The organism is Polycladomyces zharkentensis, assembly GCF_016938855.1.
Taxonomy (GTDB): Bacteria; Bacillota; Bacilli; order Thermoactinomycetales; family JIR-001; genus Polycladomyces; species Polycladomyces zharkentensis.
This window is the reverse complement of record NZ_JAFHAP010000014.1, coordinates 1-26,860: the sequence shown is the minus strand read 5'-3', so window position 1 is coordinate 26,860 and position 26,860 is coordinate 1. Positions and strand designations below refer to the sequence as shown.

23 protein-coding genes and 1 pseudogene are annotated in these 26,860 nt (G+C 51.4%); 23 read left to right on the top strand and 1 reads right to left on the bottom strand.

Going from position 1 to position 26,860, the window contains the following annotated elements:
* Nucleotides 1-3: 3 nt before the first annotated feature.
* The 5 genes from folB to JQC72_RS14105 all read left to right on the top strand — a co-directional run bounded on the left by folB (nt 4) and on the right by JQC72_RS14105 (nt 4,490).
* Nucleotides 4-363, top strand: a complete 360-nt coding sequence (folB, locus tag JQC72_RS14125) for a dihydroneopterin aldolase (protein WP_205496736.1) — start codon at nt 4-6, stop codon at nt 361-363.
* Nucleotides 360-899 (top strand): 2-amino-4-hydroxy-6-hydroxymethyldihydropteridine diphosphokinase, encoded by a 540-nt coding sequence (folK, locus tag JQC72_RS14120; RefSeq protein ID WP_205496735.1) that lies wholly within the window; start codon nt 360-362, stop codon nt 897-899. The genes folB and folK overlap by 4 nt, the downstream gene beginning before the upstream one ends.
* A 17-nt stretch (nt 900-916) precedes the next feature.
* Entirely contained in the window at nt 917-1,918 is a 1,002-nt protein-coding gene (gene dusB, locus JQC72_RS14115; RefSeq protein WP_205496732.1) for a tRNA dihydrouridine synthase DusB, read from the top strand.
* Nucleotides 1,919-2,191: 273 nt separating this feature from the next.
* Nucleotides 2,192-3,688: a lysine--tRNA ligase gene (gene lysS / locus JQC72_RS14110; protein ID WP_205496730.1), complete on the top strand. Its 1,497-nt coding sequence runs from the start codon at nt 2,192-2,194 to the stop codon at nt 3,686-3,688.
* A gap of 328 nt (nt 3,689-4,016) precedes the next feature.
* The gene (locus tag JQC72_RS14105; protein WP_205496728.1) at nt 4,017-4,490 is read left to right on the top strand and encodes a DinB family protein; all 474 of its coding nucleotides are present in this window, start codon (nt 4,017-4,019) and stop codon (nt 4,488-4,490) included.
* A gap of 660 nt (nt 4,491-5,150) precedes the next feature.
* Here the strand turns inward: JQC72_RS14105 and JQC72_RS14100 are convergent.
* On the bottom strand, nt 5,151-6,062 hold the full coding sequence (locus tag JQC72_RS14100) for a glycerophosphodiester phosphodiesterase (RefSeq protein ID WP_205496726.1): 912 nt from the start codon (nt 6,060-6,062) through the stop codon (nt 5,151-5,153).
* A gap of 360 nt (nt 6,063-6,422) precedes the next feature.
* Here JQC72_RS14100 and ggt point away from each other — a divergent pair.
* The 18 genes and pseudogenes from ggt to JQC72_RS14010 all read left to right on the top strand — a co-directional run bounded on the left by ggt (nt 6,423) and on the right by JQC72_RS14010 (nt 26,519).
* Nucleotides 6,423-8,198: pseudogene (gene ggt, locus JQC72_RS14095) on the top strand (gamma-glutamyltransferase).
* Between the two features lie 980 nt (nt 8,199-9,178).
* Nucleotides 9,179-9,622, top strand: coding sequence for a prepilin peptidase (locus JQC72_RS14090; protein ID WP_205496725.1), 444 nt, complete (start codon nt 9,179-9,181; stop codon nt 9,620-9,622).
* 18 nt (nt 9,623-9,640) lie between these two features.
* Complete coding sequence (locus JQC72_RS14085; RefSeq protein WP_205496723.1) at nt 9,641-10,246, top strand: nucleotide exchange factor GrpE; 606 nt, start codon at nt 9,641-9,643, stop codon at nt 10,244-10,246.
* Nucleotides 10,247-10,288: 42 nt separating this feature from the next.
* Nucleotides 10,289-11,833, top strand: a complete 1,545-nt coding sequence (locus JQC72_RS14080; protein ID WP_205496721.1) for an Hsp70 family protein — start codon at nt 10,289-10,291, stop codon at nt 11,831-11,833.
* A 43-nt stretch (nt 11,834-11,876) separates the two neighbouring features.
* Entirely contained in the window at nt 11,877-13,400 is a 1,524-nt protein-coding gene (locus tag JQC72_RS14075) for an Hsp70 family protein (protein WP_205496719.1), read from the top strand.
* A 42-nt stretch (nt 13,401-13,442) separates the two neighbouring features.
* Nucleotides 13,443-14,783, top strand: a complete 1,341-nt coding sequence (locus JQC72_RS14070) for a tetratricopeptide repeat protein (protein ID WP_205496717.1) — start codon at nt 13,443-13,445, stop codon at nt 14,781-14,783.
* A 125-nt stretch (nt 14,784-14,908) separates the two neighbouring features.
* Nucleotides 14,909-15,631 carry a CpaB family protein gene (locus JQC72_RS14065; protein ID WP_205496715.1) on the top strand — a complete coding sequence of 241 codons (723 nt, stop codon included), beginning with the start codon at nt 14,909-14,911 and terminating at the stop codon, nt 15,629-15,631.
* A gap of 36 nt (nt 15,632-15,667) precedes the next feature.
* Nucleotides 15,668-16,843: a CpaE/TadZ family protein gene (locus JQC72_RS14060; protein ID WP_205496713.1), complete on the top strand. Its 1,176-nt coding sequence runs from the start codon at nt 15,668-15,670 to the stop codon at nt 16,841-16,843.
* Nucleotides 16,844-16,857: 14 nt separating this feature from the next.
* Nucleotides 16,858-18,225: a TadA family conjugal transfer-associated ATPase gene (locus JQC72_RS14055; protein WP_205496711.1), complete on the top strand. Its 1,368-nt coding sequence runs from the start codon at nt 16,858-16,860 to the stop codon at nt 18,223-18,225.
* Nucleotides 18,222-19,148, top strand: coding sequence for a type II secretion system F family protein (locus JQC72_RS14050; protein ID WP_205496709.1), 927 nt, complete (start codon nt 18,222-18,224; stop codon nt 19,146-19,148). Before JQC72_RS14055 ends, JQC72_RS14050 begins: the two co-directional genes overlap by 4 nt.
* Before the next feature lie 14 nt (nt 19,149-19,162).
* Nucleotides 19,163-20,077, top strand: a complete 915-nt coding sequence (locus tag JQC72_RS14045; protein WP_205496707.1) for a type II secretion system F family protein — start codon at nt 19,163-19,165, stop codon at nt 20,075-20,077.
* 82 nt (nt 20,078-20,159) lie between these two features.
* Nucleotides 20,160-20,384 carry a DUF4244 domain-containing protein gene (locus tag JQC72_RS14040; protein WP_205496705.1) on the top strand — a complete coding sequence of 75 codons (225 nt, stop codon included), beginning with the start codon at nt 20,160-20,162 and terminating at the stop codon, nt 20,382-20,384.
* 61 nt (nt 20,385-20,445) lie between these two features.
* Complete coding sequence (locus tag JQC72_RS14035) at nt 20,446-21,765, top strand: vWA domain-containing protein (protein ID WP_205496703.1); 1,320 nt, start codon at nt 20,446-20,448, stop codon at nt 21,763-21,765.
* 54 nt (nt 21,766-21,819) lie between these two features.
* Nucleotides 21,820-22,404 carry a TadE/TadG family type IV pilus assembly protein gene (locus JQC72_RS14030; protein WP_205496701.1) on the top strand — a complete coding sequence of 195 codons (585 nt, stop codon included), beginning with the start codon at nt 21,820-21,822 and terminating at the stop codon, nt 22,402-22,404.
* 20 nt (nt 22,405-22,424) lie between these two features.
* The gene (locus JQC72_RS14025) at nt 22,425-22,811 is read left to right on the top strand and encodes a TadE/TadG family type IV pilus assembly protein (RefSeq protein ID WP_205496699.1); all 387 of its coding nucleotides are present in this window, start codon (nt 22,425-22,427) and stop codon (nt 22,809-22,811) included.
* Between the two features lie 34 nt (nt 22,812-22,845).
* Entirely contained in the window at nt 22,846-24,036 is a 1,191-nt protein-coding gene (locus JQC72_RS14020) for a Tle-like phospholipase domain-containing protein (protein ID WP_205496697.1), read from the top strand.
* 12 nt (nt 24,037-24,048) lie between these two features.
* A complete protein-coding gene (locus JQC72_RS14015) occupies nt 24,049-25,086 on the top strand; it encodes a hypothetical protein (protein WP_205496695.1) in 1,038 nt (345 codons plus the stop codon).
* Nucleotides 25,087-25,193: 107 nt separating this feature from the next.
* Nucleotides 25,194-26,519 carry a vWA domain-containing protein gene (locus JQC72_RS14010; protein ID WP_205496693.1) on the top strand — a complete coding sequence of 442 codons (1,326 nt, stop codon included), beginning with the start codon at nt 25,194-25,196 and terminating at the stop codon, nt 26,517-26,519.
* Nucleotides 26,520-26,860 lie beyond the last annotated feature (341 nt).

The following is a 26,860-nucleotide window of genomic DNA, read 5'->3' as shown; positions in this document are numbered from 1 at the left end:
GGCGTGGACAAGATCTTTTTCCGCCGGATGCAATTTTACGGCTATCATGGCGTGTATTCCGAAGAAAACAAACTGGGTCAACGCTTTTACGTCGATCTGGAGTTGATGTTGGACTTGTCCGTACCGGCGGAGACGGATGATTTGAACCGGACGGTGGATTATGCGAAAGTGTACGAAACGGTCCGGGAGCTTGTAGAGGAGCGCACGTACCGATTGGTGGAGTCGCTGGCCGAATCGATCGCACAAGCGTTGCTCGCCGCCTTTCCGGTAGAAGAAGTATGGGTGCGCGTCACCAAGCCCGATCCCCCGATTCCGGGACATTATGATGCGGTGGGTGTGGAAATCCGCCGGAAACGCCGATGAAACGCGAAGTCACGGCATATATCGGATTGGGCTCCAATTTGGGTGATCGGCTCGGCTACCTGCAGTCGGCGGTGGATTGTCTGCACGAGACGGACGGGATTCGCGTCACGCGGGTATCCCGCGTCTATGAGACAGCACCGGTCGGGTTATCCGAACAGCCGGACTTTCTCAATCTGGTCGCCGAAGTGCGGACCACACTGTCAGCGGAAACGATACTGGATGTGCTTCTCTCTGTGGAGCGGTCACTCCGCCGGGTCCGCCTGGTGCGGTGGGGACCGCGCACGATCGACCTGGATTTGCTCCTGTACGGGGAAGAAACGATCAACCGTCCTTCGTTGACCGTTCCTCATCCCCGGATGACGGAGCGCGCTTTTGTTTTGATTCCGCTCGGGGAATTGGCGGGGAATCACCCGATTCCCGGAACGGACGCCACGGTGGGTGAATGGATCACCCGGTTGCCGGCAGAAGAAGGCATTCGGCTGTTTGAAGGACGGATTTCTCTTCCCGAACGGAAAAAAGAACCGGATACCGTATGAGAAAGGAGGAGGAGAGCATGGCCAAGTTTCGGATTGGACCGGTGGAATTGGCAAACCAAGTTGTGCTGGCACCGATGGCCGGTGTGTGCAATCCGGCCTTTCGCCTGATCGCCAAGGAGTTTGGTGCCGGGCTGGTCTGTGCGGAGATGGTGAGCGACAAGGCGATTCTGCACGGAAACGAGCGGACCAAACAGATGCTGTACGTGGATGAACGGGAAAAACCGCTCAGCCTGCAGATTTTCGGCGGCAGCAAGGAAACGCTGGTGGAGGCCGCCAAATACGTGGATCAATACACCAATGCTGACATTATCGACATCAACATGGGATGCCCGGCTCCCAAGGTCGTCAAGTGCGACGCCGGGGCCAAATGGTTGCTCGATCCCAACAAAATCGAGGAAATGGTGTCCGCAGTGGTGGCGGTGGTGAAAAAGCCGGTCACTGTCAAAATGCGGATCGGTTGGGACGAAGAGCACATTTACGTCGTGGACAACGCGCTGGCGGCGGAACGGGGTGGCGCGCAGGCAGTGGCCGTTCACGGACGGACGCGGGCGCAGATGTACACCGGCCGCGCGCGCTGGGAATACATCCGGCAGGTGAAGGAAGCGGTGAAGATTCCCGTCATCGGCAACGGGGACGTCTTCACGCCCGAAGATGCCCGTCGCATGCTGGATGAAACGGGTTGCGACGCCGTCATGATCGGCCGGGCCGCTTTGGGGAATCCGTGGATGCTCTACCGGACAGTGCATTACTTGACCAAGGGAGAACTGCTTCCCGAACCGACGCCACGTGAAAAGGTAGAGATTGCGTTGTTGCACATGGACCGGCTGATCAAGCTGAAGGGTGAAAAAGTGGCCATCCGCGAAATGCGCAAACACGCATCCTGGTACTTGAAAGGTATGCGTGGCGCGGCCAAGGTGAAAGATCGAATCAACGAGCAGGAGACCCGGGAAGGGATGGCGCGTGTCCTGCTTCAATTCGTGGAGCAACTGGAAGCTGAACAGATGGGACAAACCGCTTGAGCGTATGTCAATGACAGGATGTGTCCGGTCATTCGCAGAATCGAATCAGGGTGGCAGGTTGCCCCGGCGACCTTATGAGCCGGCGATGCAAAGCGAAAAATGCGGGCGAAAATATTTCGTTTCAAGGAAACGGCCCGCTCGGCTCGCCCGCATGAAAAGCAATTTGCCGGACACGCTCTGGACGAACCGAACGAAAGAGTAGGAGACTGATGCCCGAGCAGCCGCCCATCCCGCGGCGGAAGGCGGCCGGGTACCGGAGGAGTGAAACGAGGCATGTCAGAAGAACGCAATGAACTGGAGCGGAATGAACTGTTACAGGTGCGCCGCGACAAAATGGAAGCACTCAGGGAAAAAGGGGTGGACCCGTTCGGCGGCAAGTTCGAACGGACACACACCGCGCAGGAAATCTTGGACACCTATGGCGATTTGAGCAAAGAGGAGCTGGAGGAGAAGGCGGTCACCGTCACCATCGCCGGTCGCCTCATGTCCAAGCGGAAACAGGGAAAAGCGTCGTTCGCCCATTTGCAGGATGTAACCGGCCGGATTCAGATCTATGTGCGGCTGGATCGGGTAGGGGAGGAACAGTACGAGATTTTCAGCACGGCCGATATCGGTGACTGGCTGGGCATCTCGGGAACCGTGTTCAAAACCAACCGCGGTGAAACCAGTGTCAAGGCGGATACCGTCACGTTCCTGACCAAATCGTTGCGCCCCCTGCCGGAAAAATTCCATGGACTCAAAGACGTGGAATTGCGTTACCGCAAACGGTACCTGGATCTCATCATGAATCCGGAAGTGAAGGAGACATTCATCCTGAGGAGCCGGATCATTGCGGCGATTCGCCGTTACTTGGACGAACGCGGCTTCCTCGAAGTGGAGACGCCGACCATGCATACCATCGCCGGCGGTGCGGCGGCACGTCCGTTCATCACGCATCACAATGCATTGGACATGGATTTGTACATGCGGATCGCCATCGAACTGCACCTGAAACGGTTGATCGTCGGCGGATTGGAAAAAGTGTATGAGATCGGCCGCGTGTACCGGAACGAAGGGATCTCCACCAAGCACAATCCGGAATTCACCATGATGGAGCTGTACCAGGCTTATGCCGACTTCCACGATATCATGGACCTGACCGAAAACCTGATCGCCCATGTGGCGCAGGAAGTGTTGGGCACGACCAAAATCACGTACCAAGGGCATGAGATCGACCTGACCCCGCCGTGGGACCGCAAATCGATGGTCGAATTGATCAAGGAACACGTCGGCATCGACTTCAAACAGGAGATGAGCGACGAGGAAGCGCGTCGCCTGGCCAAGGAACACGGTGTCGAAATCGAGTCCAACATGACCTTCGGTCATATCGTCAACGAATTTTTCGAGCAAAAAGTGGAGGACAAGCTGATTCAGCCCACCTTCGTCTACGGCCATCCGGTGGCCATTTCGCCCTTGGCCAAGAAAAATGAAGAAGATCCGCGGTTTACCGATCGGTTTGAGTTGTTCATCGTCGGGCGCGAACACGCCAACGCTTTCTCCGAGCTGAACGACCCGATCGATCAGCGTCAGCGTTTCGAAGCGCAATTGGCCGAACGGGCCGCGGGTAACGACGAGGCTCACCCGATGGATGAAGATTTCCTCGAAGCGCTGGAGTACGGCATGCCGCCAACCGGGGGTCTCGGCATCGGGATCGACCGATTGGTGATGCTGCTTACGGACAGTGCCTCGATCCGGGATGTTTTGTTGTTCCCGTTGATGCGCGATCGTTGAGGACGGACAGGACGTTTCCCCTTTCATGGATGGGGAGCGTCCTGTTTGTTTTTGTTCGCCCGAAACTTTCGTCCATAATACTACAGTGTATACGCCGTGATGACCGGAACAAAAATGAGCGTCAAGTGCGAATCACAACAGGTGGGAAACGGGTGCGATCCCCGACAACCGAGGTATCCCGAATACGATGAAAGCCGTTTGGGCGTAATTTCCGTCCTCCTGTACCTTTAAAAATTCTGTCATATGCAGGAAGAGGGGTGGATGGTATAGAATATAGAGTAGCAAACATATGTTTGCCATTAACTGATCCAAAAGAGGAGGTATTGGAATGTACCGCACGATTGACGAGTTCTTGACCGATTGGAAAATGGAAAGCGATTCCACGTATAAGGTATTGCAGGCATTGACCGATGAATCGTTGGGACAAGTCGTCTCTCCGCAAGACCGGACACTGGGCGAGATTGCCTGGCACATCGTGACCACCCTTCATGAAATGATGTCCCGAACCGGGCTGGTGTTTGATGCGCCGAAAAAGGACGCGCCTGTTCCGTCGTCGGCCCAAACCATCGCCGAACGTTATCGGCAAGCGAGTGAAGCGATGGCAGAGGCGATCCGACAGCAATGGACCGATGAGACGTTGCAGGAAACGACTGACATGTACGGGATGCAGTGGACCAACGCCTTCACGTTGTCCATCCTCATCCGACACGAGATTCATCATCGCGGTCAGATGACCGTTTTGATGCGCCAGGCCGGACTCCGCTTGCCCGGCGTGTACGGTCCGTCCAGGGATGAGGTGTGAGAGAGGTATTCGTTGTTTGGGGGCAATAGGCATGTGATCACGCGGAATCATTCGGTCGACGATCCGCTCGTTGAAACGGGTGGATCGTTTGTTTTTGTTGTGCAGGATGTGTCCAAGATGTTTGAAGAAGAGTGCTGAGTAATAAATGGTATAATAATATTGGATCATGCTCCCCGCACTACTGCTGACATAAGCCGAGAGATCCGCCCCCGTCGGACGAGGAGGCCGTGGCTACAGAGCTAGACGATACGCTGATACATCAAACAATGTAAAAGGAAGAAGGAGATTACATGCTTAATTATGTAATCATTATCTTTTGTATATTATGTATAGCTATTTCTTTCGTACTTACATTTAAATTAGGAGTGGCACAAAACCCGGCACAGAATGAGAAGTATAATCAAAACAGACGTAAAACGGTATTGTTATTAATTGTTATTTATGGAGTAGCGGTTCTTATTGGTGTAGCTCTAATCTACACCTATTATTAATATTAAATCTGTACATAGATCGTTATCTCTGATTGAAGCTGAAACGGGGTCAAGATTCGACATTGTACCCCACATGCCTTCCCTCTCCAGACCGGCAAATAGTGAAAGGCCAGTGTCCAAAAGGCACTGGCCTTGTTGATGAGAAAAACGGGTATCGCTCGCGAATCGATTATTTTCCTTTCCGTTCTTTCAACACTTCGTGCAACCGGTCCGGGAAGTTGGTGAACATGCCCGTTACGCCCCAGTCGATCAGGCGCTTCATATCTGCTTTCTCGTTGACCGTGTACGGATGGATCAGCAGGCCGTGTTGACGTACTTTTTGTACGTATGCACGGTCGATTTTGTTGAAGTTGGGACCCACACCGATCGCGTAGGTGTGGATTTCGCTCAGTTCCCGATCGGTGATTTGCGCCGGTTGCTCGTACCACAACAGTTGTACCAGCGGGATGCCGGGGTCCAGGTGATGTACTTTTTTCAGGCTGTCGGGGCTGAAGGATTGGATGATCACTTGTCCCGGCTTGGCGTTCGGTCCGATCAGATGGTGCCGTTTCAGTGTTTCCAGCAGCTTCTCTTCCATACCCGGATAGGTTTCCGGCGATTTGGTCTCGATATAATAGTTGACGCTGTGTCCGAAATGATCCAGCACTTCTTCCAGAGTGGGCACCTTCAAGCCTTTGTACTCCGGATTGGCGTATTGCGGATAGGCTTCGTTGAACCAGGAACCGGCGTCCAGTTGTTTGATCTCTGCCAGCGTGTGCTCTTTGACGTATCCGGTGCCGTTCGTGGTCCGATCCAGCGTTTCATCGTGCATGCAGATTAAGTGACCGTCTTTGGTCATTTGCAAATCCAGCTCGATGTAATCAGCCTTCATGTCTTTTGCCAGTTCATAGGCCGGGATCGTGTGCTCCGGTGCATAACCGGATGCGCCGCGGTGACCGACATTCAAAATGCGGTCGGGGGAGAGCAACCCCGTTCGTTTCACTTGCGGGAGATCGGCGGCCAATACGGTCGGAATCGTCAATAACGCTACCATCGTCCACACGCCGACGACGGCCAGCAGCCGATGCAACCCATGTTTCATGCGTCTCACTCCTCCATGCCGGGATTGTCTTTCGGGCTGTCCGTAAGGATCAATGTTTTCGCGGATGGAGCCAGTCCGGGAAAACTAATACGAACGAGATCGATCAGACACGCTCTGTGGTACAAAATGACCGGACACGCTCTCGTGTGAAGCGTCGAGTTGTTTTGTCTTCAGCACAATTCGACTTTTATGTACTTCCTGTACGTGTTTATCGTAACGGAACGATGTGAATCATATGTGAACCTGCCGTTAAATCCGATCAAGAATCGCTTGCCAAATATTTTTTTCCATGTGTACAATTATGCTATCGTTAATAGATAGATAATTCAATATATTCCGGCTGAAGGAGGGAATCAGGAAATGAGAAAACGGCGCGCGTGGCGGGCAGCTTGGCTCAGTTTGCTGTTGGCGTTGACGTTGGCCCTGCCTGCGGGAGTGTGGGCGCAGACGACCGCCGAAGCACCGGCGTCGGTTCATCCCGGTTGGTCGACGGATGAAGGACAGGTGGCCCGAGGGAAATACGGCATGGTGGCGACCGCGCATCCCGTTGCTTCCAAGGTGGGGGCCGAAGTGCTCAAACACGGCGGCAATGCGGTGGACGCGGCAGTAGCCATTCAATTTGCCTTAAACGTCGTTGAACCGCAGATGTCCGGGATCGGTGGCGGCGGATTTATGATGGTGTACGATGCCAAAACGAAAAAAGTCTCCATCATCGACAGTCGCGAACGGGCGCCGCAATCGGCACGGCCGGACATGTTCCTCGATGAAAACGGTCGGGTGATCCCGTTCCCGGTACGCTCCACGCAAGGATATGCTGTCGGGGTGCCCGGAACGCTGAAAGGATTGCAGGCGGCTCTGGACAAATGGGGCACCAAACCGATGGCCGAGTTGATTCAGCCGGCCATTCTCTTGGCGGAACGCGGGGTGAAGGTAAACTGGGTACTTGCCCGTGACATCGCAGCGAGTAAGGAAAGGCTGTCCCGATCGGCGGCCAAAGACGTGTTCCTCCCGAACGGTGAGCCTTTGAAAGAAGGCGACCTCCTGGTGCAGAAGGATCTGGCCAAGACGTTTCGCCTGATTCAAGCTTTCGGCCCCAGCGTGTTTTACCACGGGAAAATCGGCTAGGCCCTCGTCAAAACAGTGAACGCGTACGGCGGACATATGTCGATGAGCGATTTGAAGCGCTACCACATCACGGTGGACAAGCCGTTGGAAGCGGATTTCCGCGGGTATTGTGTGGCGACGATGCCGCCGCCCAGCTCCGGCGGCGTAACTGTCCTGTACATTCTGAAACTGCTGGAAGAGAAAAACGCTTGGCAAACCGCGCTCCGCTCGCCGGAACGTTATCACCTGATGACGGAGTCGATGCATCTCGCCTATGCGGACCGCGGGGCGTACATCGGTGATCCGGAATTCGTGGACGTACCGGTGCAGGGTATGTTGGACCCGCGCTACATCAAGGAACGCGCCGCGTTGATTGATCCAAACAAGGCAAACTCCGACGTCCGACCGGGTGATCCGTGGAAATACCAGCAAACGGGCGCTCCGAAGCGGACGGTGAAACAGCCGGACGACAAGCGCATCGGACAAACGACACATTTTACTGTGGCCGATCGTTGGGGCAACCTCGTCTCTTACACCACCACCATCGAGCAGGAGTTCGGTACGGGGATCATGGTGCCGGACTACGGCTTCATGTTGAACAACGAAATGACCGACTTTGACGCCGTACCGGGCGGACCCAACCAAGCGGAGCCCGACAAACGGCCGATGTCCAGCATGAGCCCGACGATTGTGTTCAAAGACGGCAAACCGGTGATGACCGTCGGTTCACCGGGAGGTCCGACGATCATCGCGTCGGTGTTCCAAGTGCTGATGTATACACTGGTGGATGGCCTGGACATCAAATCGGCGATTGAAGAGCCACGCATCTACAGCAACAAATACCCCATGATCCTTTGGGAGACCGGTGTGCCGGATGCCGCGCGTGAACGAATGGCGCAAATGGGGCATCAATTTGAAAGCAGTCCGCAAAGCATTGGCAACGTGCAAAGCATCGTGATCGACCCCGTCACGGGTGCCTATACCGGAGCGGCAGACTCATCCCGTGAAGGTTGGGCGGTTGGCTTGAACTAGGGCGACGGGTGAAATACTGTCCACATCGTTTTCCCGGTTCGCTCCGCCTGCACCATTCAGGGAAGCAGATCATGACCGCCCCGACCGGGAGTCAAGGACGCGGGCAAAGTACGTTTCATTCACGGGAAATTGTCCGAGATTCCGTTCCTGCGGTTTCCCGGTCTTCGTTCGCCCGGGCTAAAGTCTTTGCTCACCTGCTCCGGTGCATAACCGGATAAGCCGCGGTGGCCGACATTCAGAGAGAAAACATTGCCCCCTTGCGGAAATGACCGGACAACCCAGGGGGTTGTCCGATTACATGGCTCAACACCGATTCAGGGATTCAGCCGGTTTGACCGATGCCACCTGCCGCCTTTTCGTACCGCTACGGGACGGGGAGGCGGTTTGGTTTTTAAAAAAGAAAAGAGGGAGAGAGAATGCGGGAATCACTTGGATCTATCTGGGATGATCTTGGGTTTTCGTCTACTTGGAGAGTCTTTGATTTTTGGATGTCCATTTCCTGGATTAAAGGATGCACATCATCCGGTTCTGATGATTCGTGTGATGATCAAACCGATCAAAACGATGGGTACAGTGAATCCGATCCAGTTTCCTATAACCTTTTTCGTAGTGTTTCTTCCATTATATATAGTACTGTGTTCGTATACCGCAACCTGTTGACTCGGATTACAAGATCCGACACATCCACAGTGTATCAAGGGATCATAAGTGTCTGCCAAAAGTCGACGAAAGTCTGCCAGAATCGTATTTTTCTCCTTGTCCGGCTTGGAAGTTTATGAGTATAATGTGATTTGAGATTCACCATGGCTCAATCCGTGGGATTTTTTGAAACAGTGGGTTTCCCGAATGATCAGGATCGGTTACTGCAGCCCCCTGTCATCATGTTCGAAGGAACGGCAACCCAACGGGAGAGGTACCGTTCAAAGGGATTCCAAACAGGCAGGAGCGTCACTGTTCGGAGAAAAGGGTGAAACCAAAACGTGGGGGAACATATTGTTTTTATCGTGTTGTTGATCTTGACCGGGATTGCGAGCGTCACCGATCTGCGCGAGCGGCTCATCTACGACCGCGTCGTGTTGGTCGGAGCGGCGTTTGCCATCATGTTTCGCCTCTGGTACCGGGTGGAGCCGTGGTGGGACTACCTGCTCACCGGTTTCGGCGTGTTGTTCGTGCTGGCGACGATCGGAGCGTTGACCGGGGCGACCGCCATCGGCGGGGGAGATATCAAACTCTTTGCAATGATTGGTTTATGTGTCGGCTGGGAGAAATTTTTCGTCATTTTCCTTATCTCCCACGTTTTGGCGGCCTTGGTGGCGATTCCGATGAAACTGTTCAGCCGAAAGGCAGACTGGAAATCGACACTGCCGATGGCACCTTTCATTTTTACCGGAACTCTCGTCACATACGTGTTGTATCTATTTTGAACCGGGAGGAAGCCGCGCGTGAAAGACAAACAACGAACCGGGAAACACTGGTTTTGGCAGGAGAACCGTTCCGCGGGCAAAACCGAATCCGACCAACACACGCTTCAACAACTCCTCGCTTCCCTGACCCATTTGAACAAGGAATTTTCCTCGCTCAATCATATCATCGAAAAACGGATCCGCTACGACAAAACCAAAGAAGAAGCGTTCGACCGCCTGTATGCCGAGCTGGAAGAACTGAAGCAGGATGCGGCGTTTCGGCAAAACAAGCCATTATACATAGATCTGATCCTGTTGTTTGACCGGTTGGATAACATGAGTCGGGAGATTGATACCGACTCGGAGGTCGGGCGCACGTTTGCTCGTCTGTTGGACACGCTCAGGGACGAGGTGCTGGAGATTCTCTACCGTCGGGAGGTTCAGCTGTTGCGTACGGGTTCCGACGTCTTCGACCCGCGACTGCAGCATGCGATCGGAGTGGAGCCCACGGATGATCCGGCGGAGAACAACCGGGTAGCCAGGGTGGTCCGGCACGGGTTTCTGTATCGGGACACGGTGCTGCGACCGGAGGAAGTGATCGTGAAGCGGTATCGGTCGTCGTCCATGTCGTTGGTGGAAAGATGAACAGTCCGTTTCAAGACATTTTGGGAAAGGAGCGTACCGATCTTGAGTGAAGAAGTGATTGTCGGGATCGATTTGGGGACGACGTTTTCGGCGATCGCCTACGTCAACGCATACGGGAAGCCGGAGGTGATTCCCAACCGCGAAGGGGATCGGACCACTCCGTCCGTCATCTTTTTCGAACCGGACGGTACCCCGATCGTAGGCAAGGAAGCGCGCCATCAGGCGTTGGTGGACCCGCGCCGGGCGGTTCGTTTCATCAAACGGGAGATGGGGAATCCCTCCTATCGTTTCAATGTGAACGGACAGGACTATTTCCCGGAGGATCTCTCCGCATTGATCCTGAAAAAACTGAAGGCGGACGCGGAAGCCTATTTGGGCAAACCGGTGAACAAAGCCGTCATCAGCGTGCCGGCCTACTTCAAGGACGCCCAGCGCGAGTGCACCCGCCAAGCGGGCAAAATCGCCGGACTGGATGTGATCCGCATCATCAACGAACCGACCGCGGCCGCGCTCGCCTACGGGTTGGACAAGGCCGAGGGCGACCAGACCATTTTGGTGTACGACTTCGGCGGCGGGACGTTTGACGTGACGGTGATGCGAGTCGAGGGGCAACGCTTCACCATCCTGGCCACCGACGGGGATTCCCACTTGGGCGGCAAGGACATTGACGAGCGGTTGGTCGATTATTTCGCGGAGGAATTCATGCGGGCCTACTGGATGGATCTCCGCCAGGAACCGCACACCTTGCAGGATTTGTGGGACAAGGCGGAGATTGCCAAAAAGGATCTCTCCTTCCGCAACCAATTGGCCGTCACGCTGGCCACCGGGGACAAAGCGTTGCGGGTGGATATCGACCGGGAGCTGTTTGAGGAGTTGACCCTCGATTTGATTGCCCGGACGGAAGTCTGCATGCAACGGGTGATCCAGTCGGCCGGTTTGACGTGGGACCAGATCGACACGATTCTGCTCGCCGGAGGTTCCAGCCGGATTCCCGCCGTGAAGGAGATGATCAAGCGCGTCACCGGCAAGGATGCGGCACGCAACATGAACCCGGACGAATGTGTGGCGATGGGCGCGGCGATCCAGGCGGTCGTTTCCATGATGGAAAAAGGGGAGCAGGAATTCGCACCGCCGCTGGATGGGGCCGCAGACATCGTCGTTCAGGACGTGGCGTCCCACAGTTTGGGCGTCAAGGCCCTGTCCTCGGACAAAACGCGCTATGTCAACAGCATCATCATTCCCAAACACACGCCGATCCCCTGCGAACGGACCCGTACCTACGTCACCGGCGAGGATAACCAACCGCGGGTGGAGATCGAGGTGTTGCAGGGAGAGGACGAAGATCCCAACTCCCCCAATGTGCAGCTGATCGGCAAAGCGGGCTTGCGCAACCTGCCCCCGCATAAGGCCGGGGAGCTGGTGATCGAGGTGACGCTGCGCTATGACGCCGACGGCGTGATCGAAGTGGTGGCCAAGGAACTGAAGAGCGGGCAGAAAACGCGCGAAGTCGTCATGCAGAAAACGAACAGCCTGTCCGAAGACGTGTTGGAGGAACGGAAACGGCTGCTGGATTCAGTCAGGTTGTAAAAAGAGAGAACCGGATGGAACCGGATGAAGGAGTGGACAAGCGATGAGCAAGGTTGTGGGCATCGATCTCGGCACGACCAACTCGGCGATCGCCGTCGTCAACCCTTACGGGAAGCCGGAGATTTTGGTCAACCGCGAGGGGGAACGCATCACCCCCTCCGTCGTGTTGTTTGAGGGCAACGAGCCGATTGTCGGCAGTATCGCCAAACGGTCGGCGGTGATGTCGCCGCTCAACGTCGTGCAGTTTGCCAAACGGCAGATGGGCGTGAAATCCTGGAAGTTCCGCACGGAGACCGGCGAGATTTACAACGCGGAGGACATTTCCGCCATCATTTTGAAACGGCTCAAAGAAGATGCGGAAATGCTCCTGGGCGAGGAGATCCGGGATGCCGTCATCACCGTTCCCGCCTATTTCGATGACGCGCAGCGAAAAGCGACGCTGGACGCCGGACGAATCGCGGGGCTCAATGTATTGCGCATCATCAACGAGCCGACCGCGGCCGCCCTCGCCTACGGGCTGAACAAGGTGGGAGAAGAGCAGACCATCCTCGTCTATGACTTGGGCGGCGGCACGTTTGACGTTACCATCATGCGTTTGAACGGAGAGCGCATCGAGGTGGTCGCCACCGGCGGGGCGAAAAACCTGGGCGGCTTCGACTGGGACAACGAGATCATGAAGTATCTGAATGAGGAGTTTCAAAAACAAGGCGGCCCCAATCTGTTCGACGACCCGGTGATGGAACAGGATCTGCGCGACAAAGCGGAGATGGCCAAGCGCACCCTTTCCTCGCGCGAAAAGACCAACGTCTTTCTCTCCGCCGGCGGGGTGACCGCCTCCATCACGCTGACACGCGAAACGTTTGAGACGATCACGCGCCATCTGTTGCGCCAGACGCAGAGCATCATGGAGTTTGTACTGGAAGATGCGGGCATGCAGTGGAAGGATATCGACAGGATCCTGCTCGTCGGCGGATCCACTCGCATGAAGGCCGTTCCGGCCATGATCGAGCGCGTGACGGGGATCAAACCGTCGATGGACGTCAACCCGGACGAAGTGGTGGCGATGGGAGCGGCCATTCAGGGCACGCTGATCCAGGTGCAACAGGGCACGGCCCAATTGCACGAAGCGGCGGATTTCCCGATCGTGGAGGTGCAGGATGTCAACTCCCACAGTTTGGGTGTCGTCGCCTTGGACGAACACGACCGGGAAGTCAACTCGATCGTGTTGAAAAAGGACACCCCCATCCCGTGCAAGGTGAGCGGCCGCTACGTCACCAGCGTGGACAACCAAACTCAGCTTCATGTGCAGGTGACGGAAGGAGAGGACACCGACCTCAACTACGTGAAGATCGTGGGCGAAGGCGTGATGGATCTGCCGCCGCGTCCGAAAGGTTCGCCGTTGGAAGTGATCTTCGAGTACGACCGTGACGGGATCATCCACGTCTCCGTCGTCGATTTGACCGCCGGCCAGCGGTTGGGTGAGCTGAAGATCGAGCGCGTCTCCAACCTGACCGAAGAAGAAGTGGCGGAAAAACAACAACGCCTCGGCAAACTGGCCATCGGCTGAGGCGCACCTTCGGCATTTTGAAACAGAAAAGGGTTGTTGGCGATGGAAAACTACTACGAACGCTTCGGGATTCCCCGCGATGCGGACGAGGGGGAAATCCGCAAACGGATTCACCAGGAACTGCGTAAATGGAGCAACCGAACCAACGCCCCGCAGATGGAGCGCCGCCAAGAGGCGGAGCGGATGGTGCAGCTGCTGGAGGAAGCGGAGGAAATCTTGCTCGACCCTGACAAGCGGGCGGCCTATGACCGGCAGTTGGCCGCCGCTTCCCGCCTCCAGACGTCTGCACGCCGGGAACAGGCATCCACTGCCTCCCGGACGGGAACCGGTACGGTCACTCCGGTGGAAACCATCATTTCCCGGGGAACGGAACTGTTGGAGCAAAACCGGGTGGCGGATACGATCGTCCTCGCGCGCCAAGCCACCGAGCAGGACCCGCACAACCCCGACGCATGGGCACTGCTGGCCCACGCCAAGAAGGAGTGGGGCGAACCGGAACAGGCAGTGGAAGCGTTCCGGCGGGCGATTGAGCTGAAACCCAATGACGGACGGTACTACTACGGTCTCGGCCAAACCTTGGAACAATTGAACCGCTGGGAGGAAGCCGTCACCCAGTACCGGCGTGCCAGCCAAACGGACCCGGACAATCATCAGTACCGGGTCGTCCTCGGCATGGCGCTGATCCGAACGGAGCAATTCGATGAGGGGTTGGCACTGCTGGAACAGTGCGTGCAAGCCGAACCGGACAATCCGGCATACCAGGAGAGCCTGGCGCTCGGTTACCAGGCCAAAGCCTACTACAGCTGGACCGAAGTGCCCGCCGGTCACCCGATGATGGCGGAGGGACGATACCCCACCACCTATCAGCAGTACCGCACTGCCCTGCGCTACCTGAGCAAAGCATTGGCACTGCGGTTCGACAACCCCCAGTTGCGGCAGAGCCTGCGCGAGACGCTGAAAAAGGTGGAGAAAGAGGGTACCCGCCTGTTCACCGGCAGCAAGCTGTCCATCGGCATCGTCTGGGCATTGGCGATCTACAGCCTGTTTGTCGACGCCACCGTCGGCGCGCGGGTGTTTTTGTTCCTGTTGCCGGCTTTCTACATTGCCTCGGCGTTGACGCCCAAGTACAAGATGTACCAAAGCCTGATCCGTCACGGCACCCCGCATTCCGATCTGGCCTTGGCGGACGAATGGCTGAGCAAACGGATTCGTCGCATCGGATCGGTCATCGTCTTTGTCATCCTCGGCATCTATTTCATGCCGTGGGTGATGCTGGCGGTGACGTTGTACAACTTCTACCATAACTACCCTGTGAAAAGATGGTTGGATGTCGTATTCGCCCGCTGGAAAAGGAAATCCATGTCGAAAAAAAGAGAGTTATGAAAAAATGAGTATTGTCATAGGTGGAAAGAGTTGCTATTATATTGACTAGCAACAGCAATTGTAATAATTCTAGTCTCATCCACCAACACTTTTCCCATCTCACAATAAGCAGGTGTTAAACAAACATGCAGGATGCAAAACGGAGAGCCATTATTTTTACCGTCATTTCCGTTGTTTTGGCCGGGATGGCCGGGATCTTGTTTTTGCAGGAAGTCAATGCGGTGCAGGGGCAATTGGGAGGCATGCGGACGGTCTATGTGGCAGCACGCCCCATCAATGAGCTGACACCGCTGAGACCCGATTTCTTTAAGGAAGAGCAAATCCCGGAAGCGTACTATGAGAAGATCAAGTCTTCCGTCGTACAAAATATCAACCAAGTACAGGGAAAAGTTTCAGTCATTGCTTTGAAAGAAGGGGAATTGCTCACCAATAATGTTTTAAGAATGGCAACCGACCTGACGGACTCCAATCACCGATTGGTTCAGCTCTCCGCTTCGGAGCGGGTCGGGTTTGATGTTCCGTTGACGGCGCAGGACAAAGTGGACATTCTCATCACTGTTTCCAAGGATGACAAGAACGGCACGACAACCGTCGAATGGAAAGGCGTACCGGTTTGGCAGGTGGCGGACAAGCAAAAAGCGATCTGGGTGGAGCTGCCGTTGGATGACGCGGCCAAACTGATCAACTACCAAAACTTTGCCACCTCGATTCGGGTGTTGAAGGCGCCGCAAAATGAGCAGCCAAGCTTCTCTTCCGGTGGCGAAGAGGGAGACGGGGACGGCGAGTCTCCTCAAACGGGCAGTGACAAGAGCGGCAAACAAACCCAAGGAAAACAGGCGAAGCGATAACATGACCGGAGACCGAACGGGAGGTACATATTCAGAATGGCCGTTGATGCGAAATTACTTGTTGTGACGGAGGATCATACACAAGCGGAGGATATCCGCAATCGGGTGGGACAAACCTTCCCCCAGTTTCTGCACATCCTGCCCAAAGAGGTGCGCCGGGAGATCTCCCGTCTGCAACCCGACTTGGTCGTGTTGCACGAGACCAAAGACGGGATGGGACTTCAGTTGTTGCCCTACATCGCACGGGAAGTGCCGGATGCCCTCGTCGTCTTTCTCACCGAGCGGCGCGACCCGATCCGCACACGGGACGCCAACCGTTCCGGCGCTTTTGACATCCTTTTCTTGCCGGATGAAATCACTGCGCTGGAAGACGTGTTAAACCGGGCGGTCAAAGTGTTGCAGGAGAAAAACGTGAAGCGGGATACAGCAACCGCATTCACCTGGGGACGGGGGAACGTCATCACATTCTACAGCGGCAAGGGAGGCAGCGGTCGCAGCCTGATCGCCGCAACGTTGGCCCAGACGCTGCAGTTGGACTCCACTGCCGGGGTGCTGTTGGTGGATCTCAACCTCCAGTACGGGGGATTGGAAACCTACATGAACGTGACCAGCGACCGTTCCTTGTATGACCTCACCCCGGTGTTGAATGAGCTGAACGACAACCACATCCGGAGCGTCACGGTGGTGGAACCCAACTCCCAGGTGGAGCTGTTGGCCAGCCCGGCTGATGCGGAGATCGCGGAGCAGATCACCGAGGAGCATGTGGAGCGTGTCCTGCGGGCGGCTCGCCTGTACTACGACTACATCCTGGTGGATCTGCCGACGGAGATGACCACGTTGTCGTATACGGCGTTGGAAGAAGCGGATCACCTCTTTTACGTGCTGACGCCTGATGCGCCTGCCATGCGTACGTTGGGCCGGGTGTTGGATCTGTTCGACAAGATCGGTGTAGACCCGACGGATCGATTTGAGCTGATTTTGAACCGGATCAGTCGGGACAGTGAAATTTCGGCAAAAGACGTGCGCGAGCATTTCCCATACCCGGTGATCGGGGAACTGCACGAAGATGCCAAGAAAATTCAGCAGTTCATCAACCGCGGCAAACCCATCCGCAAATCCCGCAAAGAGCGCGGTCTGCCGGTGTTTGCCCGCGATGTGCAAAAGCTGGCCGGTGTTCTTCTGGGCAAAAATGCGGATAAATCGGCGTCGTAAGGAGGGACGAGCGAATGTCCTTGTTTCAACGAAGCAACAAATCCATACCGGCTCCCACCCGGACACCTCGCCGTTCCGAATCGCGTCGGTCTACTGAGGAAAACTCACGCATCGAACAATTGGCACAGCACTTCAAAGCCCGTTTGTTGCGTGAGACGGACCTCGAAAAGCTGACCCAGATGCCGTCCGCCGAGTTGCGGGTGACACTCGACCGGTTGATCGGACGCTATTTGGCCGATGAACAAGTGGTGATCCCGCGTCATGAACGGGACCGGCTCATCACGCGGATCATCGACGAGTCGGTCGGATACGGTCCGCTCGAACCTCTGCTGGAAGACGACGAGATCACCGAGATCATGGTGAACGGCCCCTACGAAGTCTACTACGAGAAGAAGGGGCGCTTGTACAAGACGGATATCCAGTTTCGTGACGAAGAGGCTCTGCGGCACGTCATCGACCGGATCGTGGCACCGCTCGGCAGACGGATCGACGTCAGCTCACCGATGGTGGACGCGCGTCTCCCTGACGGCAGCCGGGTGAACGCCGTGATCCCGCCGATCAGTTTGAAAGGCTCGCTGTTGTCCATCCGGAAATTCCGCAAAGACCCGATCCGGATGGAGCACCTGATCGGCTTCGGCAGCTTGACGCCCGAGATGGCCACGTTCCTGGCCAGTGTCGTCAAATCCAAGCTGAACATCATTATCTCAGGGGGAACGGGCAGCGGGAAAACGACCCTGTTGAACGCATTGGCCTGTTTCATCCCGGAAAACGAACGGATTATCACCATCGAGGACATGGCCGAGCTCCGTATTCCCCACGGACACGTCGCCGGGTTGGAAGCTCGTCCCGCCAACGTGGAAGGCAAAGGGGAGATCACCATCCGCCAATTGGTGAAAAACGCCCTGCGGATGCGGCCCGACCGGATTATCGTCGGTGAGGTGCGGGGAGCCGAAGCGTTCGACATGTTGCAGGCGATGAACACCGGTCACGAAGGGTCGTTGACCACCGTCCACGCCAACTCGCCCGAAGATGCGATCAACCGTCTTGAGGCGATGGTGATGATGTCCTCCGCCGACCTGCCGCCGGCCATTATCCGGGAATACCTGGTGGGCGCGATCGACTTTATCATCCAGATCGGTCGTCTGCCTGACGGTCAGCGGAAAATGCTCTCCATCGCGGAGATCAAAAAGGACCAGCGCGGCAAAGTGGAGATGCAGGAAATTTTCCGGTTCAACCAGACAGGGGTGAACGAGGAAGGGACGGTCCAGGGTTATCATACCGCCACCGGCATCCTTCCCAACTGCCTGCAACGACTCAAAGCCTACGGCAACGCAGTGGACCCGAAAATCTTCACCCCGGTCAGAGGAGGCAATGCCCGATGATCGCATTACTCGGAGCGGGAGCGGTCGCCTGTGCGGTCTGGGCTGTCTACTACGCCCTGATGGCCAGACAGCAAAAACAGGAAGTGCTGGAGCGTGTGGGGGAGTGGGTGCATCAGACGGAGGGTGACTCCGAAAGCTGGTCCGACTCCCTTTCCAAAAAACTGGACAACTCCAATCTCGGCAAGAAGCTTCGTCCCCAGCTGGAGCAAGCCAGCTTGGACATGGACCCGTCCGATTACATGGCGATCTTGTTCGGTGCGGGATTGGGCATTGCATTCATCTTAAAGATCGGACTGGGCGCACCGTGGCCGGTCGGCATTCTGATCGCTGTACCTTTGGTGCCCATCGGGTCCAAGTTCTTCCTCAGTTCGCGCAAGCATATCTACGTCAACCGGATCAATGCCCAGCTCTCGGAAGCATGCCGCTTGTTGAGCAGCGCCGCCAGAGCGGGATTGTCCGTTCCACAAGGATTGGAGCTGGTGGTGAAGGAAATGCCAGCCCCGATCAGCAAAGAGCTGGGAATTGTCGTCAAAGAGGTGCAGCTGGGTCGAAATTTGGAAGCAGCTTTACGCGATTTCTTAAAACGGGTTCACAGCAAGGACATCCAAGTGTTTGTCAATGCACTGATCATCCAGCGTCGGGCCGGGGGCGACCTGGCCAAGGTGTTGAGCGAGATGGCCAACACGATGGAGGAGCGGAAGATCATTCACCAAAATATTTTAGCTGTCACTTCTCAAGCCAGATACTCGGCTTATAGCTTGCCTTTGATATCGGTACTGGTCGTTTTTATGTTGAGTAAGATGATTGACGGATTTTATAACCTATTTACCACGATCCCGGGCATGATCATATTTGCTCTGTTTGTCGGATTACAGGTGATCGGGGTGCTGTTGGTTCGGAAGATCTCCGATATCCGTGTGTAAGGATGTGGCTGAGGATGGATCAGCATATGATCCTGTTGATACTGGTGTTTGCCGCATGGGTTTTCGTAGGGATTGCGGGCTATTACTATGTGCAGTACCGGAAACAACAGGTGGAAATCAACGAGTATTTGTCAGATGAGCAAATTACTCAGCTGGATGCCCAAACCAATCATAATAAGTGGGATTGGTTAGTCGGTTGGTTTGATCATTTTGCTCCCGTAGGGGAAAAAATTCAGTTGTTCAGCAACCCGATTGAGTTGGAAGATTATTTGATCAAGGCCAATTATCCGTACGGGTTGACGTTGAAACAATTGCAAGGTGCCAAGATCGTGGGAGCAATGGCAGGAGCGATTATTGGATTTTTCTACTTCCTACTGGGACTGCCATTGGCACCGATGTTGCTGGTTTTTGGCCCCATTTTGGGTTATATGGCTCCGATATTTCATATCCGATCCTTGGCCAAGAAAAGGCAGGAAGAGATTCAATATGAATTACCTGACTTCTTGGATATGATGAGTATTACCTTGCAGGCCGGGATGGGGATGGATACGGCTCTGGAATATTATGTTCAAACCACTAAGGGACCTTTGAGTGAAGAGATCAAGCGAATGCTTCAGGAAATTCATTTTGGTGTTCAGAGAGAGGCGGCTTATCGGGGGTTGTTGCAACGAACGGAATCACCCGAGCTGGAAGCACTGATCCAGTCGCTGATTCAAGCCCATCGTTTGGGAACGCCCATCTCCCAAACATTTGCACAGCAATCCGAAGAAATGAGAAGGATGCGAGCCGAAAAAGCGAAGGAAGCCGCCGGGAAAGCGGAACCGAAAATATCCATTATTGGCGGTTTGATTATTGCGCCATCGATTATGTTAATCATTCTAGGGAGCTTTGCTTTGAAATTCTTTTACAATGAAGGAGGAGGTTTTTAAGGAGGTGATGCGAGGAGTATAGGTAAGTAGTCTAATTCGTTGTTATTGGAAAGAAGGAATAATTCATAGGAGGTTATGGCAAATGAACAAATGGATGGCCAAAGGATTTCATGCTGTGGAAGACGTAAAAGAAGCGTTCAAAAAAGTGCTGATTGATCGTAAAGGTGGTTCTACGGTTGAGTATGTGGTCGTATTGGCCGCTGCGGTGGCATTGGCCGGAGTATTGTATAATTACGTTAAAAATGGGGGAGGTCAGAGTCTCCTGCAGCAAAAAATTCAAAATGTCTTTAACCAAATCAAAAGCTAAGCATTACGACATATGGCCCGTGGGCCATATGTCGTACCTTTATTATCAGGAGTGAAAGACAATGAAAAAAATGATCGCCTTATTGTTATCTCTTATTTTATTAGCAGCATGTTCCCAACAACCCTTATCGAGCAAAGGATCAAATCAAGAGAATGAAAGAAAAAGCGAACTGACTCCGACTACAGCACCAAAAGCGGCAACAACAATAGATGGGATAGTGAAGCAAGGCCCTGGTATATATGGTGGTAGTAAGTACGACAAACAGAAAGTATACGCGGCATTGGACAAAGTCCCCCCAAATCTACCACCTGAGAAATTATACAATTATTTGGTGGCATTGCTGGCTGAGGACTATAATCCAATCATACCAAAGATGAACAACTTTGATACTGGCTTTAGTAAACCAGTTGGTCCTCAAGGTAGCATTAAAACACCAGGCGTGTTGAATAAGAAAGTGAATATTGAGATTCTCCTGGATTCTAGTGGAAGTATGGCTGAACAAATTGATGGGCGAACAAAGATGGATCTTGCCAAAGAAGCCATCAATCAATTTGTTGCTTCGATGCCACAAGGTGCCAACGTGTCACTTCGTGTATATGGGCACAAAGGGAGTAATCAAAACAAGGATAAAGCCATCTCCTGTAATAGCTCTGAAGTGGTGTACCCCCTGGGAGCATACGATAACCAAAAGTTCCAAAGCTCGCTTAACCAATTTCAACCGACGGGATGGACACCTTTGGCATTGGCGATTCGTTCTGCCCAACAAGATTTAAGCGCACAGTCAAATGCAGAAAACATTATCTATATCGTAAGTGATGGCGTTGAAACTTGTGAAGGAAATCCGGTGCAGGAGGCACAACAACTACATAACTCCAACGTCAAAGCAGTTGTCAATATTATCGGTTTCGATGTAGACAATGCGGGTCAAAAAGCACTTCAGCAAGTGGCCCAGTCCGGTGGGGGAACCTATTATACGGTTAACAATCAAGAGGATCTAAAAGCGTATTTTAATAAACAGTATGATGAATTAAGCAAAAAATGGGGTGAGTGGTTGTCAAAAGATACAAATGATGTTGGTCAGCAAACAAGTAAAAAATTAGATGCTATAGGTAAACTGCTCAATGATGGAGTGAATAAAGTAGATATTGAATATAACCATTTTATGGATGCTAAAGAATATTTAGTTACAAAACAGAAAGTATCAGATGTTCCGTCACTGGAACAATTTATTAAAGATAGATCAAATTTAATTCATGACTACATTGTGAAAAAGCATGGACAGCTTATAGATGAGATAGGGCAAAACGCTGTTGATAGGTATGGTGAGTCAAGAAACCAATATGAAGATGCGCAAAACCAAATCAATCAAAAGCGCAAATAGTGACGATAAATGGCCCATTAAGGGCCATCTCCAAATTTATAGGAGGTACCCTGCATGTTTAAGAAGTTGACAGATCAGCGGGGAAATGTCACAGTGGCTTGGGTAGCGATCCTCCCCGGATTCATCATTTTAGCACTTTTTATGGGAAGCGCCATGCTGGCCTGGGCTACCCACTCCTCTGCTCAGGTCGCTGCTGATGCAGGGAGTTTGGCAGCGACCAAGAAATTGGATGAACTCATCATGGCAGATTTTTTCCCCTTCCTAAAAAACGAAGCCATCCCGATCCCCGATGAACTAAAAGACTCAGAACATGATCTGAATAACGAAAAGAAGATGGAACAAATCATGAATAAACTGTTATCCAATCCTGTCATCAAAGAGAGGTTTGTTCAGTTTATATTGGATGAGCACAGAGATGAGATCGCCAACACGGTTCGTTATTATGTAGTGAAAAATGGAGGGGATAGCAAAGGGAAAATTATCTTTCCTGTTTATGGGCGGATTCAGGTAGAGGCGCGAAAGAAATATGAACCATTGGACTGGGATTATGTAAGTGGATATATCGAGGGAACAGGTTATGGCCCCAGTCGGCTGTACTTAAAATTATTGCCGGAGAAATCTATTGAAATCAACTATTAAACTCGCGGGAGAGAATGACCATGAAGTGGATGAAAAAGGTTGTGAAGTTTAGCCGTCAACACCGCAGTGGTGGTTCCACCGTTGAATTTGTCATCATTTTACCCCTCTTTTTGATGATGGCTTTTTTTGTATTTCAGTTTGCGATTGCCGGATTAGCTATTATGGATACACAAGCAGCGTTACGAGATGCGGTTCGCGTGGCGTCAGTTACAGGTGATAAAGAAAAAGCCATTCAACAAGGGAAAGCCTCTTTTGGCGGGTCCGGATTTTACCGTCTCAGCCAATTCGATATTACATTTTATGAGGATAAAGTGGTAGCCAAAGCACACACAAAGATTGATGTATTGTTTATGTCATCCAATCCGTTTGATTACGATCAAACTGCTGAGGCTCCGATTGTGAGATAAAAAGAGTACTGTTCTTTGAAAAGGGGAAATAGGAATGGGGCATGGAATAAAGAGACTAATGTCGGGCATCAGAAAGTGTTTTACAGATCGATCCGGTGGATCCACACTGGAATATGTGGTAATTTTGTTAGGAGCCATTGTTTTAGCCACTGTACTTTATTTGACTCTAAAAGATGACGGTGCTTCAATTGTACAAAATACTGTTGCTAAGATATTAAGAGGTGAACCGGTGCCCATTAAACAGCAGCCGATTGCTGTAAAAGGGCCATTGCATAAAGGCTCTAGTGGCAATAAACCAAGCAAACCCAATTGGCCAAAGGATCTAAAAGGAGTAAAGACATCCGATGCAGAGTTTTATGCTTTATGTACTTTATCATATTATGATTACAAAGGGGATTTTAAGTTTGATCCAGGAAAAGATGAGGATGAAAAGCGACAATACGCACTAGCGATGAAAATATTAAACGGTGGTAAAGAATGGGATGTATTGGAGACATATGACAATCCGAAAACAGGATATCATGGAATAGCTTTTAAGAATCAGAAAACGGGAGAAATAGTAGTAGTACACAGAGGTACAGATGATAAGAAAGACATTGTAGCTGATGCAACTTTGGTTTTTGAACGCCAAAACCCACAATTTAATGATGCGAAGAAATTTACAGATTTTGTGAAGCGTAGACATGGAGGGAAAGCAAAATCGTTTGTTCATTCAGGGCATTCGTTGGGAATGGCCATAGCCCAACATCAGGCTATGGAAGAAAATTTACCTGCAGTTGGCTTTAGTGGCCCGGGTGAAATGCCTCATAAGAGTGCAGGGAAAATGGCGATAGATATGGCTAATCCAAATCCCATTGCACGAGGCAAGGTAGTACTTGATGTGGTTAATGATCTTGTTCATGGAAGAAATCCTTTTAAAACCGGTGATGATAATCCCAATATGACCAAGGAACAGATGAGCAAAGATTACTCCAATCAGATTCGAAACTATACATTATCAGGTGACATGGTTTCCGAATTCGGAGTAAAACCACAGGGTTCACAGTATGAGATTGGATATGACGGATCTATTACCAAGAAGAATGACCGGTCGTATCTTGAAACATTAAAAGACAGCTCAACATATTTGTTGTTTACAGCACCATCCACTTACAGCAGACATCCACTAAAAGGTTTTGCACCCTATTTCAGCGGGAGCCCAGATAAAAACCTAATGCCAAGATGAGGAGGCTTAGCATTGAAGAACGTGATTTTAGCCACTGTGCTCTCCATTGTTTATCCGGGGATTGGTCAGATCTATAATCGACAAAAGATCAAAGGGTTCATCTTTGTGGTGATCCAATTAATTCTGGCAGTATTAAATATTTTAGCGTTGGGAAAAATGAACCTTCTATATAACAGTATTTGGGTTATTGGTATTATAGATGCATTCGTATTTGCGATTATAAAGGAGAAAAGAGCCAAACATGATTTGGATGAAACAGAAGATACCGAAGGTAAAAAGAGACCATGGGTTTTGATTGCAGTCACTACAGTTGTAGCTTATCTGTTGCATTATGGAATTGCCTATCTGCTTGGAACAGCTTTGTTCTCCCCTCTTCAAATGGGTATGCAACAACAAGCACCCAGCATCAAATCGGAAGTTCAATCCTATCTGGAAAAAAAGTATCATAAGAAGTTTGTGGTGGATCAGGAGAAGTACATTTGGCAGACGGGAGCGTACCAATTAGTTGTTCATCCTGCTGATGATCCAAAACTGTTTTTTCCGGTGACGAAAGATGAAGTTTATGGGATTGTGGATGGTTATATTCAAAGATTATGGGTAAAACAATCAACAGAGGAAGTTACACCCATAGTGAAAAGTATCTATCCAGAACATGTAACAATTGAATCGGCTGTCGCTATCGATGAAACAGATGAAAAAAAGGCTGTTAAACTAAATAAAGTATTAACTTACAAGGAATATCGGAAAGAAAACAAAGGATATGTTCACGATCTCCGTATATATGTCATTAAAACTGTGAACCCAACAGAAGAGAAAGAAAATTTGTTTCGGTTAATTACAGAATTGAGAAAACATGGTATAACGGAGCTTCGGTTGATTGCCCAATACTTTGATCCTGTATTGCTAAAAAAAGGGGTATCCTCAGTAAACTTTGATACACAATTAAAATATTTTCCGTACCAGACCTATATTTGTGATCCCAACGAATATGATATAAAAAAGGTACAAACAGTTGATGATCTTGATCAACACTTTAGAGAGGTCAAATAATAAATGATTGGCTTGTAAGGCTGCTGAGTCTGCCGGTATGGGCAAACCTTTTGTACGACATATGGCCTATGGCCATATGTCGTACTTATTAAAGGAAGTGAAGAAGAATGAAAAAAATCATTATCACGATAATATCCCTTTTTTTGGTGGTTGGTTGTTCCCAACAACCAACGACAAATAAAGAAATGAATAATAGAAATACAGTAAATGAGAAGCTTACTCCAGCTACTGCTCCAAAAGCACCGACAACTTTTAAAGAAGTACTAAAGCGTGGACCGGGGAAATATGGGGGAAGCAAGTATGATAAAGCGAAGGTACAGGCAGAGTTAGATAAATTACCCCCAAATCTGCCCCCTGAAAAGGTGTATAATTATTTAGTTGCGTTGTTGGCTGAAGATTATAATCCTGTCATAGAAAAAATGAATCAGTTGGATACCAGTTTTAAAGGACCTACAGCAGGTCCACGAGGTGATATAAAAAATCCTGATTTAAAATTAAATAAAAAAATAAACATTGAAGTTCTCCTGGATTCCAGTGGGAGCATGGCTGAGCAAATTGGCGGAAAAACAAAGATGGACCTTGCCAAAGAAGCGATCAATCAATTTGTTGCTTCAATGCCACAAGGTGCCAGTGTCGCACTTCGTGTATATGGACACAAAGGGAGTAATCAAAATAAGGATAAAGCAATCTCCTGTAATAGTTCTGAGGTGGTGTACCCTCTGGGAGCATACGATAACCAAAAGTTCCAAAGCTCACTTAACAAATTTACACCAACGGGATGGACACCACTGGCATTGGCGATTCGTTCTGCCCAACAAGATTTAAGCGCACAGTCAAATGCAGAAAACATCATCTATATCGTAAGTGATGGCGTTGAAACCTGTGGAGGAAATCCGGTGCAAGAGGCTCAACAACTACATAACTCCAACGTCAAAGCAGTTGTCAATATTATCGGTTTCGATGTAGACAATGCGGGTCAAAAAGCACTTCAGCAAGTGGCCCAGTCCGGCGGGGGAACCTATTATACGGTTAACAATCAAGAGGATCTGAAAGCGTATTTTAATCAGCAGTATGATGAATTAAGCAAAAAATGGGGCGAGTGGTTATCAAAAGATACAGATAATGTACTAAAAGAAAGCACTAATAAACTGGACACTCTTGGGAAATTATTGGATTTAGGTACAAGTACTTTAAATACAGAGACTCAACATATTATAGATGCTAAAAATTATCTGAGTGAAAAAGGGAAAATTGATGGTATGTTGTTATATTCCTATATAACTGATAGACAAAATATGATTCAAAATTTCATTACCCAAAAGTATGAACAACTTTTGGACGAATTAAATAGTAATTCTACTAATAGACTTAAAGAAGGGACCAAGGTCTACGAAGATGCTAAAAACAAAATCAATCAACAAAGCAACCAATAGGCGTTGATGGCCCTGATTAAGGGCCATTCTCCAAATTCATAGGGGGTACCATGCATGTTTAAGAAGTTGACAGACCAGTGGTTGTTTCACTGGGTCTGTCAATTGCCACTACTTATTTCCCATTTCATATCCCGTATATTACCCAATCACCCCGGGCCCGACGGGATTAAGCGGTATTTTTTTAACTCACAACGCTTGTACACGATCTTTCTCCAGATCCACAAAGCTAGGATGATAATCCCCACCACGAAAAAGAGAGCGATAGGGATGATTTCTAACCACCTTGTTTCGGTCAATTGGTTGAAATCCGTATACAAACACTCCCAAAAGGGATGCCTGAA